This is a genomic window from Streptomyces aculeolatus (assembly GCF_020400605.1).
In the GTDB taxonomy this organism is placed as follows: Bacteria; Actinomycetota; Actinomycetes; order Streptomycetales; family Streptomycetaceae; genus Streptomyces; species Streptomyces aculeolatus.
Genome location: NZ_JAINRD010000025.1, coordinates 101,239 through 116,450 on the forward strand (window position 1 = coordinate 101,239; position 15,212 = coordinate 116,450).

At 73.3% G+C, this 15,212-nt stretch carries 14 protein-coding genes and 1 pseudogene; 10 read left to right on the forward strand and 5 right to left on the reverse strand.

Features of this window, described 5'->3' with window-relative positions; genetic code table 11:
- The first annotated feature begins 38 nt into the window (after nt 1-38).
- Both LG396_RS32025 and LG396_RS32030 read left to right on the forward strand, forming a co-directional pair.
- Entirely contained in the window at nt 39-602 is a 564-nt protein-coding gene (locus LG396_RS32025) for a dihydrofolate reductase family protein (RefSeq protein WP_100300340.1), read from the forward strand.
- Between the two features lie 28 nt (nt 603-630).
- Nucleotides 631-1,296, forward strand: coding sequence for a nitroreductase (locus tag LG396_RS32030; RefSeq protein ID WP_225797435.1), 666 nt, complete (start codon nt 631-633; stop codon nt 1,294-1,296).
- 166 nt (nt 1,297-1,462) lie between these two features.
- Here the strand turns inward: LG396_RS32030 and LG396_RS32035 are convergent.
- A pseudogene (locus LG396_RS32035) lies at nt 1,463-2,144 on the reverse strand (TetR/AcrR family transcriptional regulator).
- 101 nt (nt 2,145-2,245) lie between these two features.
- Between LG396_RS32035 and LG396_RS32040 the strand changes: the two are divergent.
- Nucleotides 2,246-3,211, forward strand: coding sequence for an NAD(P)-dependent alcohol dehydrogenase (locus LG396_RS32040; RefSeq protein WP_225797436.1), 966 nt, complete (start codon nt 2,246-2,248; stop codon nt 3,209-3,211).
- A gap of 9 nt (nt 3,212-3,220) precedes the next feature.
- Here the strand turns inward: LG396_RS32040 and LG396_RS32045 are convergent, their stop codons facing one another.
- Nucleotides 3,221-4,252, reverse strand: a complete 1,032-nt coding sequence (locus LG396_RS32045) for a sigma-70 family RNA polymerase sigma factor family protein (protein WP_225797437.1) — start codon at nt 4,250-4,252, stop codon at nt 3,221-3,223.
- A 145-nt stretch (nt 4,253-4,397) separates the two neighbouring features.
- A complete protein-coding gene (locus tag LG396_RS32050; RefSeq protein ID WP_225797438.1) occupies nt 4,398-5,033 on the reverse strand; it encodes a hemerythrin domain-containing protein in 636 nt (211 codons plus the stop codon).
- Between the two features lie 167 nt (nt 5,034-5,200).
- Here LG396_RS32050 and LG396_RS32055 point away from each other — a divergent pair, with 167 nt between their 5' ends.
- The 4 genes from LG396_RS32055 to LG396_RS32070 all read left to right on the forward strand — a co-directional run bounded on the left by LG396_RS32055 (nt 5,201) and on the right by LG396_RS32070 (nt 9,241).
- Nucleotides 5,201-6,859 (forward strand): FAD-binding oxidoreductase, encoded by a 1,659-nt coding sequence (locus LG396_RS32055; RefSeq protein ID WP_225797439.1) that lies wholly within the window; start codon nt 5,201-5,203, stop codon nt 6,857-6,859.
- A gap of 7 nt (nt 6,860-6,866) precedes the next feature.
- A complete protein-coding gene (locus tag LG396_RS32060) occupies nt 6,867-7,454 on the forward strand; it encodes a short chain dehydrogenase (RefSeq protein WP_225797440.1) in 588 nt (195 codons plus the stop codon).
- A 97-nt stretch (nt 7,455-7,551) separates the two neighbouring features.
- Nucleotides 7,552-8,529, forward strand: a complete 978-nt coding sequence (locus tag LG396_RS32065; protein WP_225797441.1) for a phosphotransferase family protein — start codon at nt 7,552-7,554, stop codon at nt 8,527-8,529.
- A gap of 13 nt (nt 8,530-8,542) precedes the next feature.
- Entirely contained in the window at nt 8,543-9,241 is a 699-nt protein-coding gene (locus LG396_RS32070; protein WP_225797442.1) for a hypothetical protein, read from the forward strand.
- 117 nt (nt 9,242-9,358) lie between these two features.
- Here the strand turns inward: LG396_RS32070 and LG396_RS32075 are convergent, their stop codons facing one another.
- On the reverse strand, nt 9,359-10,279 hold the full coding sequence (locus LG396_RS32075) for a glycoside hydrolase family 19 protein (RefSeq protein WP_018838566.1): 921 nt from the start codon (nt 10,277-10,279) through the stop codon (nt 9,359-9,361).
- Between the two features lie 333 nt (nt 10,280-10,612).
- Between LG396_RS32075 and LG396_RS39850 the strand changes: the two genes are divergently transcribed.
- Complete coding sequence (locus LG396_RS39850; protein ID WP_225797443.1) at nt 10,613-12,016, forward strand: SGNH/GDSL hydrolase family protein; 1,404 nt, start codon at nt 10,613-10,615, stop codon at nt 12,014-12,016.
- 122 nt (nt 12,017-12,138) lie between these two features.
- On the opposite strand, the gene LG396_RS32085 is transcribed toward LG396_RS39850, so the two are convergent.
- A complete protein-coding gene (locus LG396_RS32085) occupies nt 12,139-13,005 on the reverse strand; it encodes a D-alanyl-D-alanine carboxypeptidase family protein (RefSeq protein ID WP_225797468.1) in 867 nt (288 codons plus the stop codon).
- Between the two features lie 389 nt (nt 13,006-13,394).
- Here LG396_RS32085 and LG396_RS32090 point away from each other — a divergent pair, with 389 nt between their 5' ends.
- Complete coding sequence (locus LG396_RS32090; RefSeq protein ID WP_100300329.1) at nt 13,395-13,814, forward strand: DoxX family protein; 420 nt, start codon at nt 13,395-13,397, stop codon at nt 13,812-13,814.
- A 133-nt stretch (nt 13,815-13,947) separates the two neighbouring features.
- Nucleotides 13,948-15,174 carry a lipase family protein gene (locus tag LG396_RS32095; protein ID WP_225797444.1) on the forward strand — a complete coding sequence of 409 codons (1,227 nt, stop codon included), beginning with the start codon at nt 13,948-13,950 and terminating at the stop codon, nt 15,172-15,174.
- The last annotated feature ends 38 nt before the right edge of the window (nt 15,175-15,212 follow it).

Sequence of the window (15,212 nt, forward strand, 5' to 3'; positions counted from 1 at the left end):
GGGGTGCCGGGGGTTCTCGCTCTGTCCGAAGGAGAAGCATGGCAAAGCTCATCTACTCGATGATGACCTCGCTCGACGGCTACGCCGAGGCGGAGGAGGGAGGGATCGGCACCGGGGCCGAGGATCCCGAGGTGCACACCTTCGTCAACGACGTCTTCCGGCCCGTCGGCACGTACCTCTACGGGCGGCGGATGTACGAGACGATGGTCTACTGGGAGACCGCGCACGACGTGCCCGGGCAGCCGCCGCACATCATGCAGTACGCCCGCGACTGGCAGGCCGCCGAGAAGGTCGTGTACTCCACCACGCTGGAGTCGGTGTCCAGTGCGAAGACGCGGATCGAGCGGTCCTTCGACCCGGACGCGGTGCGCAGGCTCAAGGACGAGGCCGAGGCGGACCTCACCGTCGACGGGCCGAACCTCGCGGCGCAGGCGATCGCGGCCGGGCTGGTGGACGAGTACCACCTGTTCATCACGACGAGCGTGGTCGGCGGCGGCAAGCGGTTCTTTCCCGACGGGGTGCGGCTCGACCTGGAGCTGGTCGAGGAGCGGGCGTTCGACAGTGGGCTGATCTATGCGCGCTACCGGACCCGTACCGTGTAGGGACCGGCCGCAGGGGAGGCGCCAGGACGTGGACGTGTACGAGGCCGTGGACAGCCGCCGGGCCGTGCGGGCGTTCAGCGGTGAGCCGGTGCCCAGGAGGGTGCTGGAGCGCGTGCTGGCCGGGGCGACGCGGGCTCCGTCCAGCGGGAACCTCCAGCCGTGGCAGCTGTACGTCGTGACCGGCGGACCGCTGGCCGAGCTGAAGAGGCTCACGACCGCCAGGGCGCTGGCGGGCGACCCGGGTGACGAGCGCGAGTACCCGATGTACCCGGACGAGCTGACCCCGCCGTACCTGGACCGCTTCTCCGCCGCGGCCCGCCAGCGGTACGAGGCGCTGGGGATCGAGCGCGACGATCCCGACCGGCCCAGGAAGATCGCCACGCTGAACTCGGGGGCGTTCGGGGCGCCGGTCGTCCTGTTCTGCTACCTCGACCGTGCGATGGGACCCGGGCAGTGGGCCGATGCGGGAATGTACTTGCAGACGGTGATGCTGCTGCTGCGGGCCGAGGGGCTGCACAGCTGCCCGCAGGTGATGTGGACCATGTACCGCACGACCGTCAGCCGCGCGGTCGGCGCCGGGGACGATTCCGTACTGCTCTGCGGCATCTCGGTGGGCTTCGAGCAGGAAGGCGTGCCGCCGCTGCGCACCGGGCGGGCGCGGCTGACGGAAACGGTGAGCTTCATCGGCGGATGACGGCCGACCGGCTCTTCAGCGACGGGCGGTGGCGCCCCCACAATCACGGCATGAAATGGCCGCCTACGAGCGCGCGGGAGGGCTCATAGAAGCGGGCGGGATCGGCTCCAAGGACCGGTTCCCGGGGCGGGCCCGCGCGCGTCCCCGCGGCAGGCACCGTTTCATGTCAGGCTCCGGGGGACCGCTGCCCCTGGGGACTGTCAGTTTGCCATCGGGAGGCTGCGCAGTGACAGCGCAGTCGGCGGGGGTAGCGGTTTGTTGGCCGGGTCGGTGCGGAACGACTGGAGCAGATAGGCCACCAGGCGCCGGGACGCTGCACCGTCATCCGGTAGAGCGGTCACCAGACCGCAGTGTGCCAACAGGACCACGGCGAGGTCGGAAGGGCGAAAATCGGCCCGCAGCTCGCCCGATGCCTGGGCCCTCCGCACCAGGGTCGTGAAGTCCTGCTCGGCTCGTCGGCGGGACTGCGCGTGTTCCGACGTGCTTTCCGGGAAGGCCGCGACGAACGCGGCCGGGAACCCGCGTTCCTCCCGTTGCAGCGCGCAGACCGTCTCGACCAGCTGCTGGAAGCCCTGCCATGGGTCAGGGGCGGCCAGAGCCTCGGTGAGCGCCCGCGCGCAGGCCTCCATCTGCTGCGCGAACGCGCCTCTCACCAGGGCGTCCCGGGTCGGGAAATGCCGGTACAGCGTCGCCACGCCGACCCCGGCCCGTCGGGCCACGGTCGCCATCGGAGCGTCGATCCCGTGCTCCGCGAAGACCGCACGGGCGGCGACGAGGACGCGCTCCCGGTTGCGCCGGGCGTCCGCCCGCACCCCGTCCCGGGCTGTGATCCGAGAGGATTTCGCCATCAGTGTCTCTCGCTTCCGGTCCAAGTGGACGATTGCGTCCACTTAGGAGCTTACGGTCGATGCCAGATCCCCGTACGGGCCCCGGCGGCAAAGGCAGAACGATGAACGACCGCATGATGAAGGCAGTGCTCTACGACCGCTACGGCGGCCCCGATGTGCTCTACACGGGCCGCGTGCCACGTCCTGAGCCGGCCCCCGGCGAGGTCCTTGTGAAGGTGCGCGCGTTCAGCGTCAACGGCGGCGAACTGGCAGCGCGTGCCGGCCGTCTCCGCCTGCTGAGCGGCCGGAAATTCCCCAAGCGCGTCGGCTTGGACTTCACCGGCGAGGTCGCCGCCCCGGGGGCCGGAGTCACACGGTTCGCGGCCGGCGACCGCGTATGGGGGGTCTTGGGCCGCACCTCCGGGTTCGGCAGCGCCGCCGAGTACGTGACCGTGCCCGCCGAGCGGGTCGGCCGGCTCCCCGACGGCCTTGACCTGGTGGACGCCGCCGCGCTGCCGGTGGCCACCACGGCCATCACGGCGCTGCGGGACAAAGCCGGGCTGCACCCCGGCGAACGACTCCTCGTCCGGGGCGCGGCGGGCGGTGTCGGCAACGCCGCGGTCCAGCTCGGACGGGCGTACGGCGCCGAGGTCGCGGCCCTGGCCCGCGCGGCCAACCTCGACTTCGTCCGCGGGCTCGGCGCGCACAAGGCCGTCGACCACCGGACCGTGCGGCCGGCGGAACTGGGGCGCTTCGACGTGGTCCTGGACACCGCGGGGACCGACCTGCGGGCCTTCCGGCGCCTGCTGAATCCGGGCGGGCGCATGGTCACCATCGCCTTCGACCCGAAACGGCCTGCGGCGTCGCTCGGCTACCTCGCGGCCAGCACGGTCCACGGACACGGCCGGGTGCGATTCTTCAGCGGCAACCCCACGCGGGCGGACTTCGACGACCTGGCCCGGCATGTGGCCGAGGGCAAGCTGAGCCCCGCGGTGGACACGGTCTTCCCCCTGGAGGAGACGGCAGCGGCGCACCAGGCGCTGGAGGCGGGCGGTGTCCAGGGCAAGTACGTGGTCAGGGTCGCGTAGATACGCGGCCTAGTAGACGATGCTCAGGTCCGCGATGTCGGTCTCCAGTTCCGTGGCTGTGATCTCGCCCTCCTGGACCGTGAAGCGGAAGGCCAGTTGGGGGCGGCCGTTGCGGACCCAGACCAGGCCTGCGGCGCCGTCGATGAGGGCGGGGATCGGGGCCCAGGTGCGTACCGTGCAGACGCGGGTGACCGTCTCCGGGCCGCGGACCTCCGTGGTGCCGATGACCGCGTCGCCGCCGCGGCGTTCGGCGTGGGTGCCGGGCTGGCCTGCCGAGGACGGCGGGTGGGGGGTGCCGTCGTTGCGGGGGGTGTCGCCGGTGGTGGGCTTGGTGCGCGGGGGCTGCGGTGCGCTGCCGCGCTCCGGGTGGTTCGGGTGGTTCGGGTCCAGTGCCGTCAGCATCGCCTCGAAGTCGCCCCCGCGGGACGCCGCCAGGAACGCGCCCGCGATGTCCGCGCCCGTCCGCGCCGCGAAGTTCACGGCGGGCGCGGCCCCCGAAAGGCCCCTGTCGTAGCCGGCCTCGCCCGCCGGGCCCGGCCCGCGCGCGCTGCCCGCCAGCTGCCGGGTCGTCCGCGCCGCCAGCGCCGCGACCTCCTCGAACGACCCCGCGAACATGTCCTGGAGCGCGTACGCCAGCCGCTCCGGCGGCGTCAGCGTGTCGAGTACGACCAGCATGGCCACCCGTACGGAGCCGGGAAGCGCCGGGGGTTCGCCCGTGCCGGGCGATTCCACGACGGTGCCGGACCGGAGCATGTGCAGCGTGACCTGCGCGACGGTCGTACGCAGGCAGCCGTCGAGGTCCTCCGCGCCCTCGCGGCCGGCCCCCGTGGCGTCTCCGGCGGCGCGGTCGGCGCTGCCCCGCGCGCCGTCGGCGCCCGTGGCGCCCGTCGCGCGCGCACCGCGGTCCGCGCGGCTCAGCCGCGTCCAGCCGTCCCCGCCGGCCGCCTCGTCGTCGGCCGGGCCGAGGAGCCGGTAGGCAAGGGGGCGCAGGCCGGGGCGGTCGGTCTCGAAACGTTCGGCCAGCCAGTCGTGTTCGTCCATCTGGTCGAGTCCTCCCTCTGACACCTCCGTCCAGATGATGACCGTCCAGAGCCGGCTGATGTGACATCCGAAGCGAAAATGCGCCGATGGCCTGCCGTACGGGCCGGAATGTGAGATTCCGACCCGTACGACACAGGGAGCGACCTCAGGCGCCCGTGCCCCACCAGTCCTTCGCCACATACGCCGGCCGCCACTCGTCGCGGTACGCCGCGCGCACCGGCTCCGGGAGGATCGCCAGCGTCGCCGCCAGGGTCTTCTCGTCCGCGCCCTCCAGCATCCACGCCGTCAGCACCGGCCCGTCGGCGGCGCCCTTGGCGGCGTGCACGCCGCCGAAGTTCAGCAACTGCGGGGGTGTCAGCGTCCGTTCGATCAGCGGCAGCGTGACGTCCTCCTCGTGGGTGAGGTGCGCGGTGAGTTGCACGGCCAGTTCGTCGGCCAGCCCCGCGAGCTGCTCCGGGCCCCGCTCGCGGTCGGCCAGGGCGGCGTCGACCGCGTCGAGGAGAGGGTCGATCCGCGCGTGCTCGTCCTCCATCGCGTCCACGACGGCGAGGTCGTCCGGCCGGCTCGCCAGGGCGTCGCGCAGCGGGGGCCACAGGGCCTCGTCCTCGGCGGTGTGGTGGATGTGCAGGACCTTCTTGAACAGTTCCCACCCGGCCGCGGCGGCGAGGATGCGGCGCGGGTCGTCGTCGGTGCGTTGTGTCGCCTTCGCGATGTGCTCCAGGTCGCGGCGGAGCGCGTCGTGCATCACGTACATCAGCGTGAAGTCGATGGTGTCGCTCATGATCGGTTCTCCCTTGCTCACCCCTTAAGACGGAGCAGCCCCGCGGAATGTGAGCGCCGCAGGGGGGCTGGCTGTACCCCGGGGCGGGGTGCTGGGCCCATGTCCCGCCGTACGGCGGGTCCTTAGCGTCGGATGCCACCGTCCCGGCTCTGGGAGGAACCACCACCATGCCCCCGTCCACCCGCCGCAACCTCCTCCGCGCGGGCGCCGCCGCCGCTGTGGCCGCACCGGCCGCCGCGTACGCCGCCGCCCCGGCGCAGGCCGCGAGCACCGACAGCGCGACCGAGGCCGCCGCCGACTTCGGCCCCGTGACCGTACGCCCCGACGACCCCCGCTACGACTCCCTCCGCCTCCGCGGCTACAACCACCGCCACGCCTCCCGCCCCTCCCGCATCCGCCTCGTCGGCACCACCGCCGACGTCGTACGCGCCGTCGACGACGCCGTACGCACCGGGCGGCGCGTCGCCGTGCGCAGCGGCGGGCACTGCTTCGAGGACTTCGTCGACCACCCCGGCACCGACGTGGTCATCGACATGAGCGGCATGCGCGACGTCGGCTACGACCCCCGCCGCCGCGCCTTCGTCGTCGAGGCCGGCGCCACCCTCGCCGAGGCGTACCGGCGGCTCTTCCTCGGCTGGGGCGTCACCGTTCCCGGCGGCACCTGCACCGGCGTGGGCGCCGGCGGGCACGTCGCGGGCGGCGGGTACGGCGCGCTGTGCCGGCTGCACGGGCTGACGGTGGACCACCTGTACGCCGTCGAGGTCGTCGTGGTCGACCGGTCGGGCCGGGCGCGCAGCGTCGTCGCGACCCGGGAGGCGTCGGACCCCCGCCGCGACCTGTGGTGGGCGCACACCGGGGGCGGGGGCGGCAGCTTCGGCGTCGTCACCCGCTACTGGTTCCGCTCCCCGACCGGCGCAGGCGCCGGCCCGGGCGGCACCGCGGCCGACGCCGACCCCGGGGGCCTGCTCCCGCGTCCGCCCGCCACCGTCCTCACGTACTCCCTCGACTGGCGCTGGGCCGACCTCGACGAGGACGCCTTCGTCACCCTCCTGCGCAACTACGGCCGCTGGGGCGAGCGCAACTCCGCCCCCGGCTCCTCCGCCGCCGCCCTCTACGGCGAGTTCGCGATGTCCGCCTCGAAGACCGGGACGATCGGCATCTCCGGCCAGATCGCCGCGGGCGACACCGCCGCACGCCGCCTGCTGGACGACCTCCAGGGCGCGCTGACCGGCGGCCGGGGCGTACCGCGGCCCGAGCGGCGGGCCGAGACGCTGCCGTGGCTGCACGCGACGCTGCGGACCTCGGGCGCCGACGCCGTCCCCTTCACCAGCCGCATGAAGATCAAGTCGGGCTACCGCCGCCGCGGCTTCTCCGCCGCCCAACTCGGCGCCCTCCACCGGGGCCTCACGGACCCCGGCTACGACAACCCCTTCAGCACCGTGTTCATCAACACCTACGGCGGACAGGTCAACAGCGTCTCCCCCGGCGCGACCGCGATGCCGCACCGCGACTCCGTCTTCCTCGTCGGCTTCCTCACCGGCTGGATGGACGAGAAGGAGGACGAGCGGCAACTGAGGTGGACGCGCGAGCTGTACGACAAGGTATGGGCGGATTCCGGCGGCGTACCGGCGGGCGCGGACGACAGCGGGACGTTCATCAACTACCCGGACAACGACCTCGCCGACCCCGCCCTCAACACGTCCGGCACTCCCTGGCACACGCTGTACTTCGGCGAGGAGGGCTACGCCCGGCTCCAGCGCGCCAAGGAGCGCTGGGACCCGCGGAACGTCTTCCACCACGCGCTGTCCGTACGGTCACTGACATGATCGCCGCATGAAGGTACTTGTCATCGGTGCGACCGGAACGCTCGGCAGCGCTGTCGCCGACGCTCTGGAGGGCGCGTCCCATCAGGTCGTGAAGGCTTCCCGCAGCGGGCCCGTGCGGGTGGACCTGGAGGATCCCGCCACCCTGGACGGCCTCTTCGACGAGGTGCCGGACCTCGACGCGGTGGTGTGCTGTGCGGCGAGCGGGCCGCTGGTGGACCTGGCGGCGGTGACGGACGCGGAGTTCACCGCGGGGGTGCAGGGCAAGCTCCTGGGCCAGGTCGCTCTGGCCCGGCGCGCGCTGCGCCGGCTCCGGGACGGCGGCTCCGTCACCCTCACCGGCGGCACCTTCGCCGCGCCGCTGGCCGGCGGGTCGCTGGGCGCCCTGGTCAACGCCGGGCTGGAGGGGTTCGTCACCAACGCCGCCGCCGAACTGCCGCGCGGCCTGCGGATCAACCTCGTCAGCCCCGGGTGGGTCGCGGAGACGCTGGAGAGCCTCGGCATGGACCCGGCGGACGGCACGCCCGCCGCCGAGGTGGCGCGCGCGTACGTGGACGCCGTGGCGGGCACGGCGCAGGGCGTGACCGTCCGGCCGTGACGGGGGCCTCGCGGGGGCGGGGGGCCTCGCGGGGACGGGGCGGTCGGTGCCCGGCCCGTACGGACCGGGCCTGCCCGGGCTCCGCAAGATCCCCTTCATGCTGACCCGGCCCGCTTCCGTGACCGATCAGGACGTCCTGGAGGCCGTCGCCGAGCACTGGCTGCCGGCGGCGGCGCACGCGGAGCACCTCCCGTGGGGCTTCGGGGCGCACCACTGGCGGGTGTCGGGGGGCGGGACGGTGCTGTTCGCGACGCTGGACGGGCCGGCGCCGCGGCACACGGCGGAGTCGCTGGAGGCGGCATACGCGGGGGCCGCGGCGCTGGCGGCGGCCGGGCTGGAGTCGGTGTGCGCGCCGCCGCTGGCGCGGGCGGGGTCGGGGGCCGTGCCGGGGGCCGGGGCGCGGTTCACGGTGCCGTTCGGCGAAGGCGCGTTGAGCGTCACGCCGTGGGTCGCGGGCCGTACGCCCACGGAGGCCGAGGCCGCCGAGCCGGAGCACGTGGCGGAGGTCGTACGCGCCCTGCGTACCCTGCACGGCGCGGTCGTCGGGGAGCAGGACCTGCCCCTCTGGGCGCCGCGCGTCGGCCCCGGGTTCGCGGCCGGACTGCGGGCCCGCACCGCGGAGCCCTGGACGTCGGGACCGTTCGGCGAGGAGGCGCGCGCCGCCCTCGCCGCGCACGCCGAGCCCATCGCCCGCTGGACGGACCGCTACCGGCACCTCGCCGACGCCGCCCGCGCCCGCCGCGCCTCGTGGGTCCCCACGCACGGCGAGCCGCACCACGCCAACCAGCTGCTCACCCCCGCCGGGCTGCACTTCGTCGACTGGGAGTCGCTGGCCCTGGCCCCGCGCGAACGCGACTACGCCGATGTCCCCTCGGCCCTGCGGGACGGACTCGACCCGGACCCGTCGATGCTGGAGCTGTTCGCGCTGGACTGGCGGCTCTCCGAACTCGACGAGTACACCCGCTGGTTCAGCGCGCCGCACACGGGTACGGAGGACGACGCCGAGGCGCTGGCCGGCCTGTACCAGGAACTCGAGGGAGGAGTCCCCGGCGGCCCGGGGGACACTGGGGAGTAAGCTCCCGGCCTCCGTGGCAGGGGAACCGCAGGGCGACGGGCAGGCGATGACCATGGCGCACGCCGCCGGTACCGGGGCCGGGACGCTGGCCTCGGACGTCGTGTACGTGAACGGCTGGATCCCGGCGGTGGTCCTCTTCGCCGGGGTCTTCCTGTACGTCGCGGCCACGGACGGCGGGTGGAACATCGTCGTCGGCGGGGGCATCGTCGGGATATCGGCTCTGTTCGCGTTCTTCATGTGGCAGTCGCTGACGGACTACCCGCTGGCGTACCGGGACGGCGACCGGCCGGCCCTGGACGTGCAGGGCACGGGCATCTACCAGGTCTGGGGCCTGGAGCCCGGCGCCGACGTGAGCACGACCCTGGACGTGGACGGGGGGTCCGATGCCGAGAAGCTCGCCGGCAACCTGAGCGTCGGCTACGGCTGCGAGGCGGCGCACGTCCGCTGGCGTATCAGCGCGGGCGAGGCGGGCGAGGTGGGTGAGGCGGGCGGCGCCGGTGATGCGCCGTTGGCAGCCGGGACGTTCGGCGAGGGCGAGCGGCGCGGCCTCGGTGACGTGGCGCTACGGGACGGGCCCCCGGCCGTCGTGCGCGTGACCGCGTCCCGCCTGGACGACGCGACCTGCGACACGACGCTGACCTGGCGGAACGCCGGCTTCGAGGGCCCGGGACACGGCGAGTTCCGCTTCCTCTTCCCGATGCCCGCCGAGTGACCCGGGCGCGCGGCCCCGGGACACGGCCCCGGCGCGTGCCGGAAAGCGCGAACGGCGGGCCCGCCGGGGGGCGGGCCCGCCGTCCCCGGGGACGGGGCGGGGGTAGGGCGGCTCAGCTCAGCAGCTCAGCCGGTCGCCCGGGGTGACGCCGAGGATCTGCGTGAAGCGCTGGTAGTTGTTGATGCGGCTCTGGACCTGCGCGGGGTTGCCGCCGTTGCACTCCAGGGCGCCGTTGATCGAGCGGATGGACTCACCGAAGCCGGCGCCGGTGGTCATCGCCGTGTGTCCGGACATGGTGCCGGGGCCGGACTGGGTCATCCAGTACCAGAGGCCGGTCTGCCAGGCCACGGCCGGCTCGCGCTCCACCCGGTAGGGGTTGGTGAGCAGGTCGAGGCCGAGCGCGTCGCCGGCGGCCTTGTAGTTGAAGTTCCAGCTGAGCTGGATGGGTCCGCGGCCGTAGTACGCGGCCTGGCCGGCGGGGCAGCCGTAGGGCTGGGTCGCGTCGCAGTAGTGGGGGTAGTTGGCCTGGTTCTGCTCGACGATGTGGACGAGGCCGCCGGTCTCGTGGCTGACGTTGGCGAGGAAGGCGGCGGCTTCGCGGGCCTTGGTGGTGTTGTCGCCGGTGTTGGCGAAGGCCGGGTAGGACCGCATGGCGGTGGTGAGGCCGCTGTACGTGTAGAAGGAGTTCCGGTTCGGGAACATCTGGTTGAACTGGGCCTCCGTCACGAACTCCCCGGGGCCGGGCCCGGGGTCGCTCCCGCCGCAAGTGCCCTGGTCGGCCCAGACGCCCCACTGCCCGGTGGTGCCGGGGGTCTCGCCCTGCGTCCACCACTTGGCCTGCCAGTTGTGGCCGTTGTGGGAGACGACGTTGCCCTGGGTGTAGACCGAACCGCTGCTCCACGCGGCCGCGCAGGCGGCGGCGCTGGCGGTGGTGGCGGTGGCGAGGGGGACGAGCACGGCGAGGACGGCCGCGGCGGCGAGGGCGGCGACGGTGCGCCTGATCCGTCTGCCGAGTCTGCGGTGCAGGTGTACGTGCACGTGTGTGGCTGACACGTCATCACATCCTGTCAGTGGGGGTGTACGTGGCATGGTGGAGCAAAGCCCATTGGTCTGGACCTGTCAAGGTCTAGACCAACAAATACCGCGAGGATCAGCACGCCGGCCCACGGCCGGTCCACGGCCCTCACCAGCAAGGGCTTTCTATCGCGCCGGTACGCGCCGATCGAACGCCCCCCACGCACCGTTGACCCCCGCTCTGAGCAGCCGTACCTTCCTTCCGTTTGGTTTCTCAGCCGGTCCGGCAGCAGGACCGGCCGCCGTTCGCGGCGGGCCGCCGAACGCGGCCCGACCGCCGAGCCGGGAGGTACGCACGTGCCCGACGAAGCCACCCCGCCACCCGATCCCCGCCACGGCCCCTCGCGGGGTCCCAGCAGACGCAGCCTCGGCCGCGCCGCCGTCGCCGTCGCCGCCACCCCCGTCCTCGCCGGTACGTGGCAGGCGCTCACCGCCACCGCCGCCTCCGCCGCGGAGACGGACGGCGCGGCGGCCGACGGCGCGCAGGGCCGGGCCTGGACCGGCACCTGGGCCGCCGCCGAGACGACGGCACCCGCCTCGGACACCACCGCCTTCGCCGACCAGACCCTGCGCCAGGTCGTCCACACGAGCGCCGGCGGGCGCGCACTCCGTATCCGCCTCACCAACCGGTACGGCACCGAACCCCTCGTCGTCGGCGAGGTCCGCGTCGCCCGCTCGGTCCCCGGCGACGGCACCGCCGTCGTACCGGGCACCGACCGGGCGGTGCGCTTCGGCGGCCGTACGTCGGTGACGCTGGCGCCCGGCACCCGGCGGTGGAGCGACCCGGTGTCGCTGGACGTACCGACCGCGGCCGACCTCGCGGTCAGCGTGTACCTGCCGCAGGCGACGCCGGCCGACACCGTGCACAGGTCGGCGTTCCAGCGCAACTACGTCGCCGCCGGCAACGTCGCCGCGAAGCCGGCCGTCGAGCCCGTGCGCTCCGTCACCAGCTGGTACTTCCTCGCCGGCATCGCCGTCACCGGCGCCGCGCCGGGGAGCGACGCGGGGGCGGGCACCGGCTCCCGGCAGGCGATCGTCGCCTTCGGCGACTCCATCACCGACGGCTCCGCGACCACCGTGGGCGCCAACCGCCGCTGGCCCGACGTCCTCGCCCGCCGCCTCCGCGACGAGGCCGGCCGCCCCGGCACCGGCGTCCTCAACGCCGGCATCGGCGGCAACCGCCTCCTCCGCGACCCCAACCCGCCCCCGGGCTCCAACGCCGAGCGGTACGCCCCGTTCTTCGGCGAGGCCGGCATCCGCCGCTTCGCCCGCGACGTACTCGACCAGCCGGCCGCCCGGCACGTCGTCGTACTCCTCGGCATCAACGACCTCGGCCACCCCGGCCGCGACGCCCCCCGCGACGAGGAGGTCACCGCCGCCGACCTCATCAACGGCCACCGCAGCCTCATCCGCCAGGCCCACGCCCGCGGCCTGCGCATCCACGGCGCGACGGTCCTGCCGGTGGAGGGCGACGACCTCGGCTTCTACACCCCGGAGCGCGAGGAGGTCCGCCAGACGGTGAACGACTGGATCCGCACCGCCGGCGAGTACGACGGCACGGTCGACTTCGACGCGGCCACCCGCGACCCGGCCCACCCGAGCCGCCTCCTGGCCGCGTACGACAGCGGCGACGGCCTGCACCCGAACGACGCGGGCATGGAAGCCATGGCAGCCTCGATCCCCCTCCGCCTGTTCACCTGAGCGGCACGGGACAGGCAGCATCGGCATGAGCAGCACAGGGGCCGGTCCGCGGTTCGCGGGCCGGCCCCTCATGCCGTACGGGCGTACAGGCTCACGGACCTACGTCCGCGCGTGCCTGTGGATCAGTCGCGTTGGGCGTTCTCCGGGAGCTGGCGGAGCTGCATCGTGCTGGCCGTGCGGCTGCCGTAGGCGTAGTCCAGGAGCTTGGCCGCGTCGCGGTAGCGGTCGCTGGCGTTGAGGACCACGCCGATGTAGACCTTGCCGTCGCGCTTGGCGGTGAAGACCAGACAGGGCCCCGAGGGGGTGGTGGTGCCGGTCTTCATGCCGTTGGCGCCGCTGTAGGAGCCGAGGAGCTGGTTGGTGTTGTGCCAGGTGTAGGTGCGGCTGTTGCCGTTGCTCGCGGTGCCGTAGCGCACGGCCTTGGTCTTGGAGATGATCTCGCGGAACTTGTCGGAGTAGCGGTACGCGCTCCGCGCCAGCTTCGCCATGTCGCGCGGCGTCGAGTAGTTGTTCCCGGTGGCCGAGATGCCGTCGAAGGAGTCGAACTTGGTGTTCGTCATCCCGAGGAAGGCGGCCTTGTCGTTCATCTTCTTGATGAAGTTCTTCACCCGCGCCGAGCGCGTGCTGCCGGAGCCGTACGTGTCGGCCAGTGCGTACGCGGCGTCGCAGCCGGAGGGGAGCATCATCGCGTACAGCAGTGTGCCGACGCTGACCTTGTCGCCGGTCTTCAGGTCGGCGGTGCTGGCGCCCTTGTTGACGACGTAGTCGCGGTACGCCTGCTGGATGGTGACCTTTTTGTCGAGGTTCAGGTTCGGCTGGCTGAGCACCACGCGCGCGGTCATGATCTTCGTGGTGCTGGCCATCTGCCGCTTGGTGTCGGCCCCCTTGGCGAAGACCTTCTCACCCGACCGCCCGTGGATCAGGAACGCGCCCTTGGCGGAGACCGTCGGCGCGGCGGCGGTCTCCGCCGCGCTCGCCGGGGAGGCCATCGGGGCCACGGCCAGCAGGGCGCCCGCGGCGACGACGCCGGCGGTCACCTTGCGGAACCGGGTGCCCGTACGGCGCGGGCGGACGCTGTGTTCTGTTGTTGTCAAGGCAGTTGCTCCGATGCTCCGAATGTCGGTGCGCGGCGCGCGTGCGCGCGGCGCTCGCACGCTGCGCGCGGCGCCGGCGCGAGCCTCACGGCAGGCGCGGCGGCTTCGCCGCTCCCTGTCCCGACTCACGAGGGTGCCCGATGGATGTACGGCGGCGGGGTGATTTTTTCGGACGGGTGGGGCGCACGGTCCGGACGCGCACACCGGTGGCGCCCTTGTGCTTGACGCGGGCGCCCCCGGGGAATAGTTGTGTCCTCAACTACTCTTCGCGGCTGGAGGCTTCGATGGACGTTCTGGTACTGATCGGCCGGATTCTCTTCGTCCCCCTCTTCCTCAGCTCCGCGGCCGGCCATCTGACGCAGACCAAGCAGATGGGACAGTACGCCGCGGCCAAGGGCGTACCGGCGGCCGGGCCGGCGACGGCGGGCAGCGGCGTGCTGCTGCTGGCGGGCGGAATCAGCGTGCTGCTGGGGGTGTGGGCGGACCTGGGGGCGCTGCTGCTGGTGGTGTTCCTGGTGCCGACCGCGCTGCTGATGCACGCGTTCTGGAAGGAGGAGGACGCGCAGGCCAAGCAGACGGAGATGATCCACTTCAACAAGAACATCGCCCTGGCGGGGGCGGCGCTGATGCTGTTCGCGTTCTTCTCGTACGTGGGCGACGACCTCGGGCTCACCGTCACCGGGCCACTGTTCGACATCAGTTGACGGGCGGGGGTGCGGCGAGTGGGCGTACGAGCCGTGCATGTGCGGAGGGTTGACATGTCCGCGGAGAGCGCGCTTCCTTACTGACAAGTCAGTAACTTCCGTTGGCAGAGTCGCACTCCGAGGAGTCGCCCGCATGCATGGCCGTACCCTCCGGCGTGCCTTCGGCACGCTCGCCGGCACCACCGCAGCGGCAGTCGCCGCCACCGTCGCCCTCCCGCTCACCGCCGCCACGGCGGCGGAGCGGCCGCCGTTCTACGAGCCGCCCGCCACGCTCCCCGCGGGCAACGGCGACGTCATCCGCTCCGAGCCGTCCGTCTACTACCTCGACCCGCTCAAGACCCTCAAGGTCGACGCGAACGTCCAGCGCGTCATGTACCGCTCCACCGACGGCCAGGGTGCGCCCGTCGCCGTCACCGGCACCGTCATCACCCCCAAGTCCGCCTGGTCCGGCCCCGGCGAGCGCCCCGTCATCGGCTACGCCGCCGGCACCCAGGGCCTCGGCGACCAGTGCGCGCCGTCGCGCCAGCTCGCCAACGGGACCGAGTACGAGGGCCTGTTCGTCAAGGGCCTCCTCGCCCGCGGCTACGGCATCGCCATGACCGACTACGAGGGCCTCGGCACCCCCGGTCTGCACACGTACATGAACCGCGCCGTCCAGGGCCAGGCCGTCCTCGACTCGGTACGCGCCGCGCAGCGCCTGCCCGCCGCGGGCCTCCCCGACGACGGCCCCGTCGCCGTCTACGGCTACTCCCAGGGCGGCGGCGCAGCCGCCTCCGCCGCCGAACTCGCCCGCTCCTACGCCCCCGACCTCGACGTCAAGGGCGTCGCCTCGGGCGCCGTCCCCGCGGACCTCGCGGCCGTCGGACGCAACCTCGACGGCTCGCTGTACGCCGCGTTCCTCGGCTTCGCCGTCGCCGGCCTCGCCGAGGGCTCGGACGTCGACCTCGACCCGTACCTCAACGACCGCGGCCGGCAGGTCATGGCCGAGGCGGCGGAGACGTGCACGGCCGAGGCCGTGCTGCGCTACCCGTTCCTGCAGTCGAAGACCCTGACCGCCGACGGCCGGCCGATCACCGACTACATGGACGCGTCGCCGTGGCGCGAGGTCGTCGAGGAGCAGCGGATCGGCGCGCGGAAGCCGGACGTCCCGGTGTTCGTCTCGCACAGCATGCTGGACGACGTGATCCCGTACGCGGTCGGGAAGCGGCTCGTCGCCGACTGGTGCGCGAAGGGCGCGACGGTGGACGTCTCGACGAACGTCGCGCCGACGCACGTGGGCGGCGCGGTGGCGTCGTATCCGGCGGCGTACCTGTGGCTGGAAGGCCGGCTGGCCGGAAAGCCGGCGCCGTCCGACTGCTGAGCGGCGGCCCGTTGGGGCGATGGGCTCGCCTCTGTGTC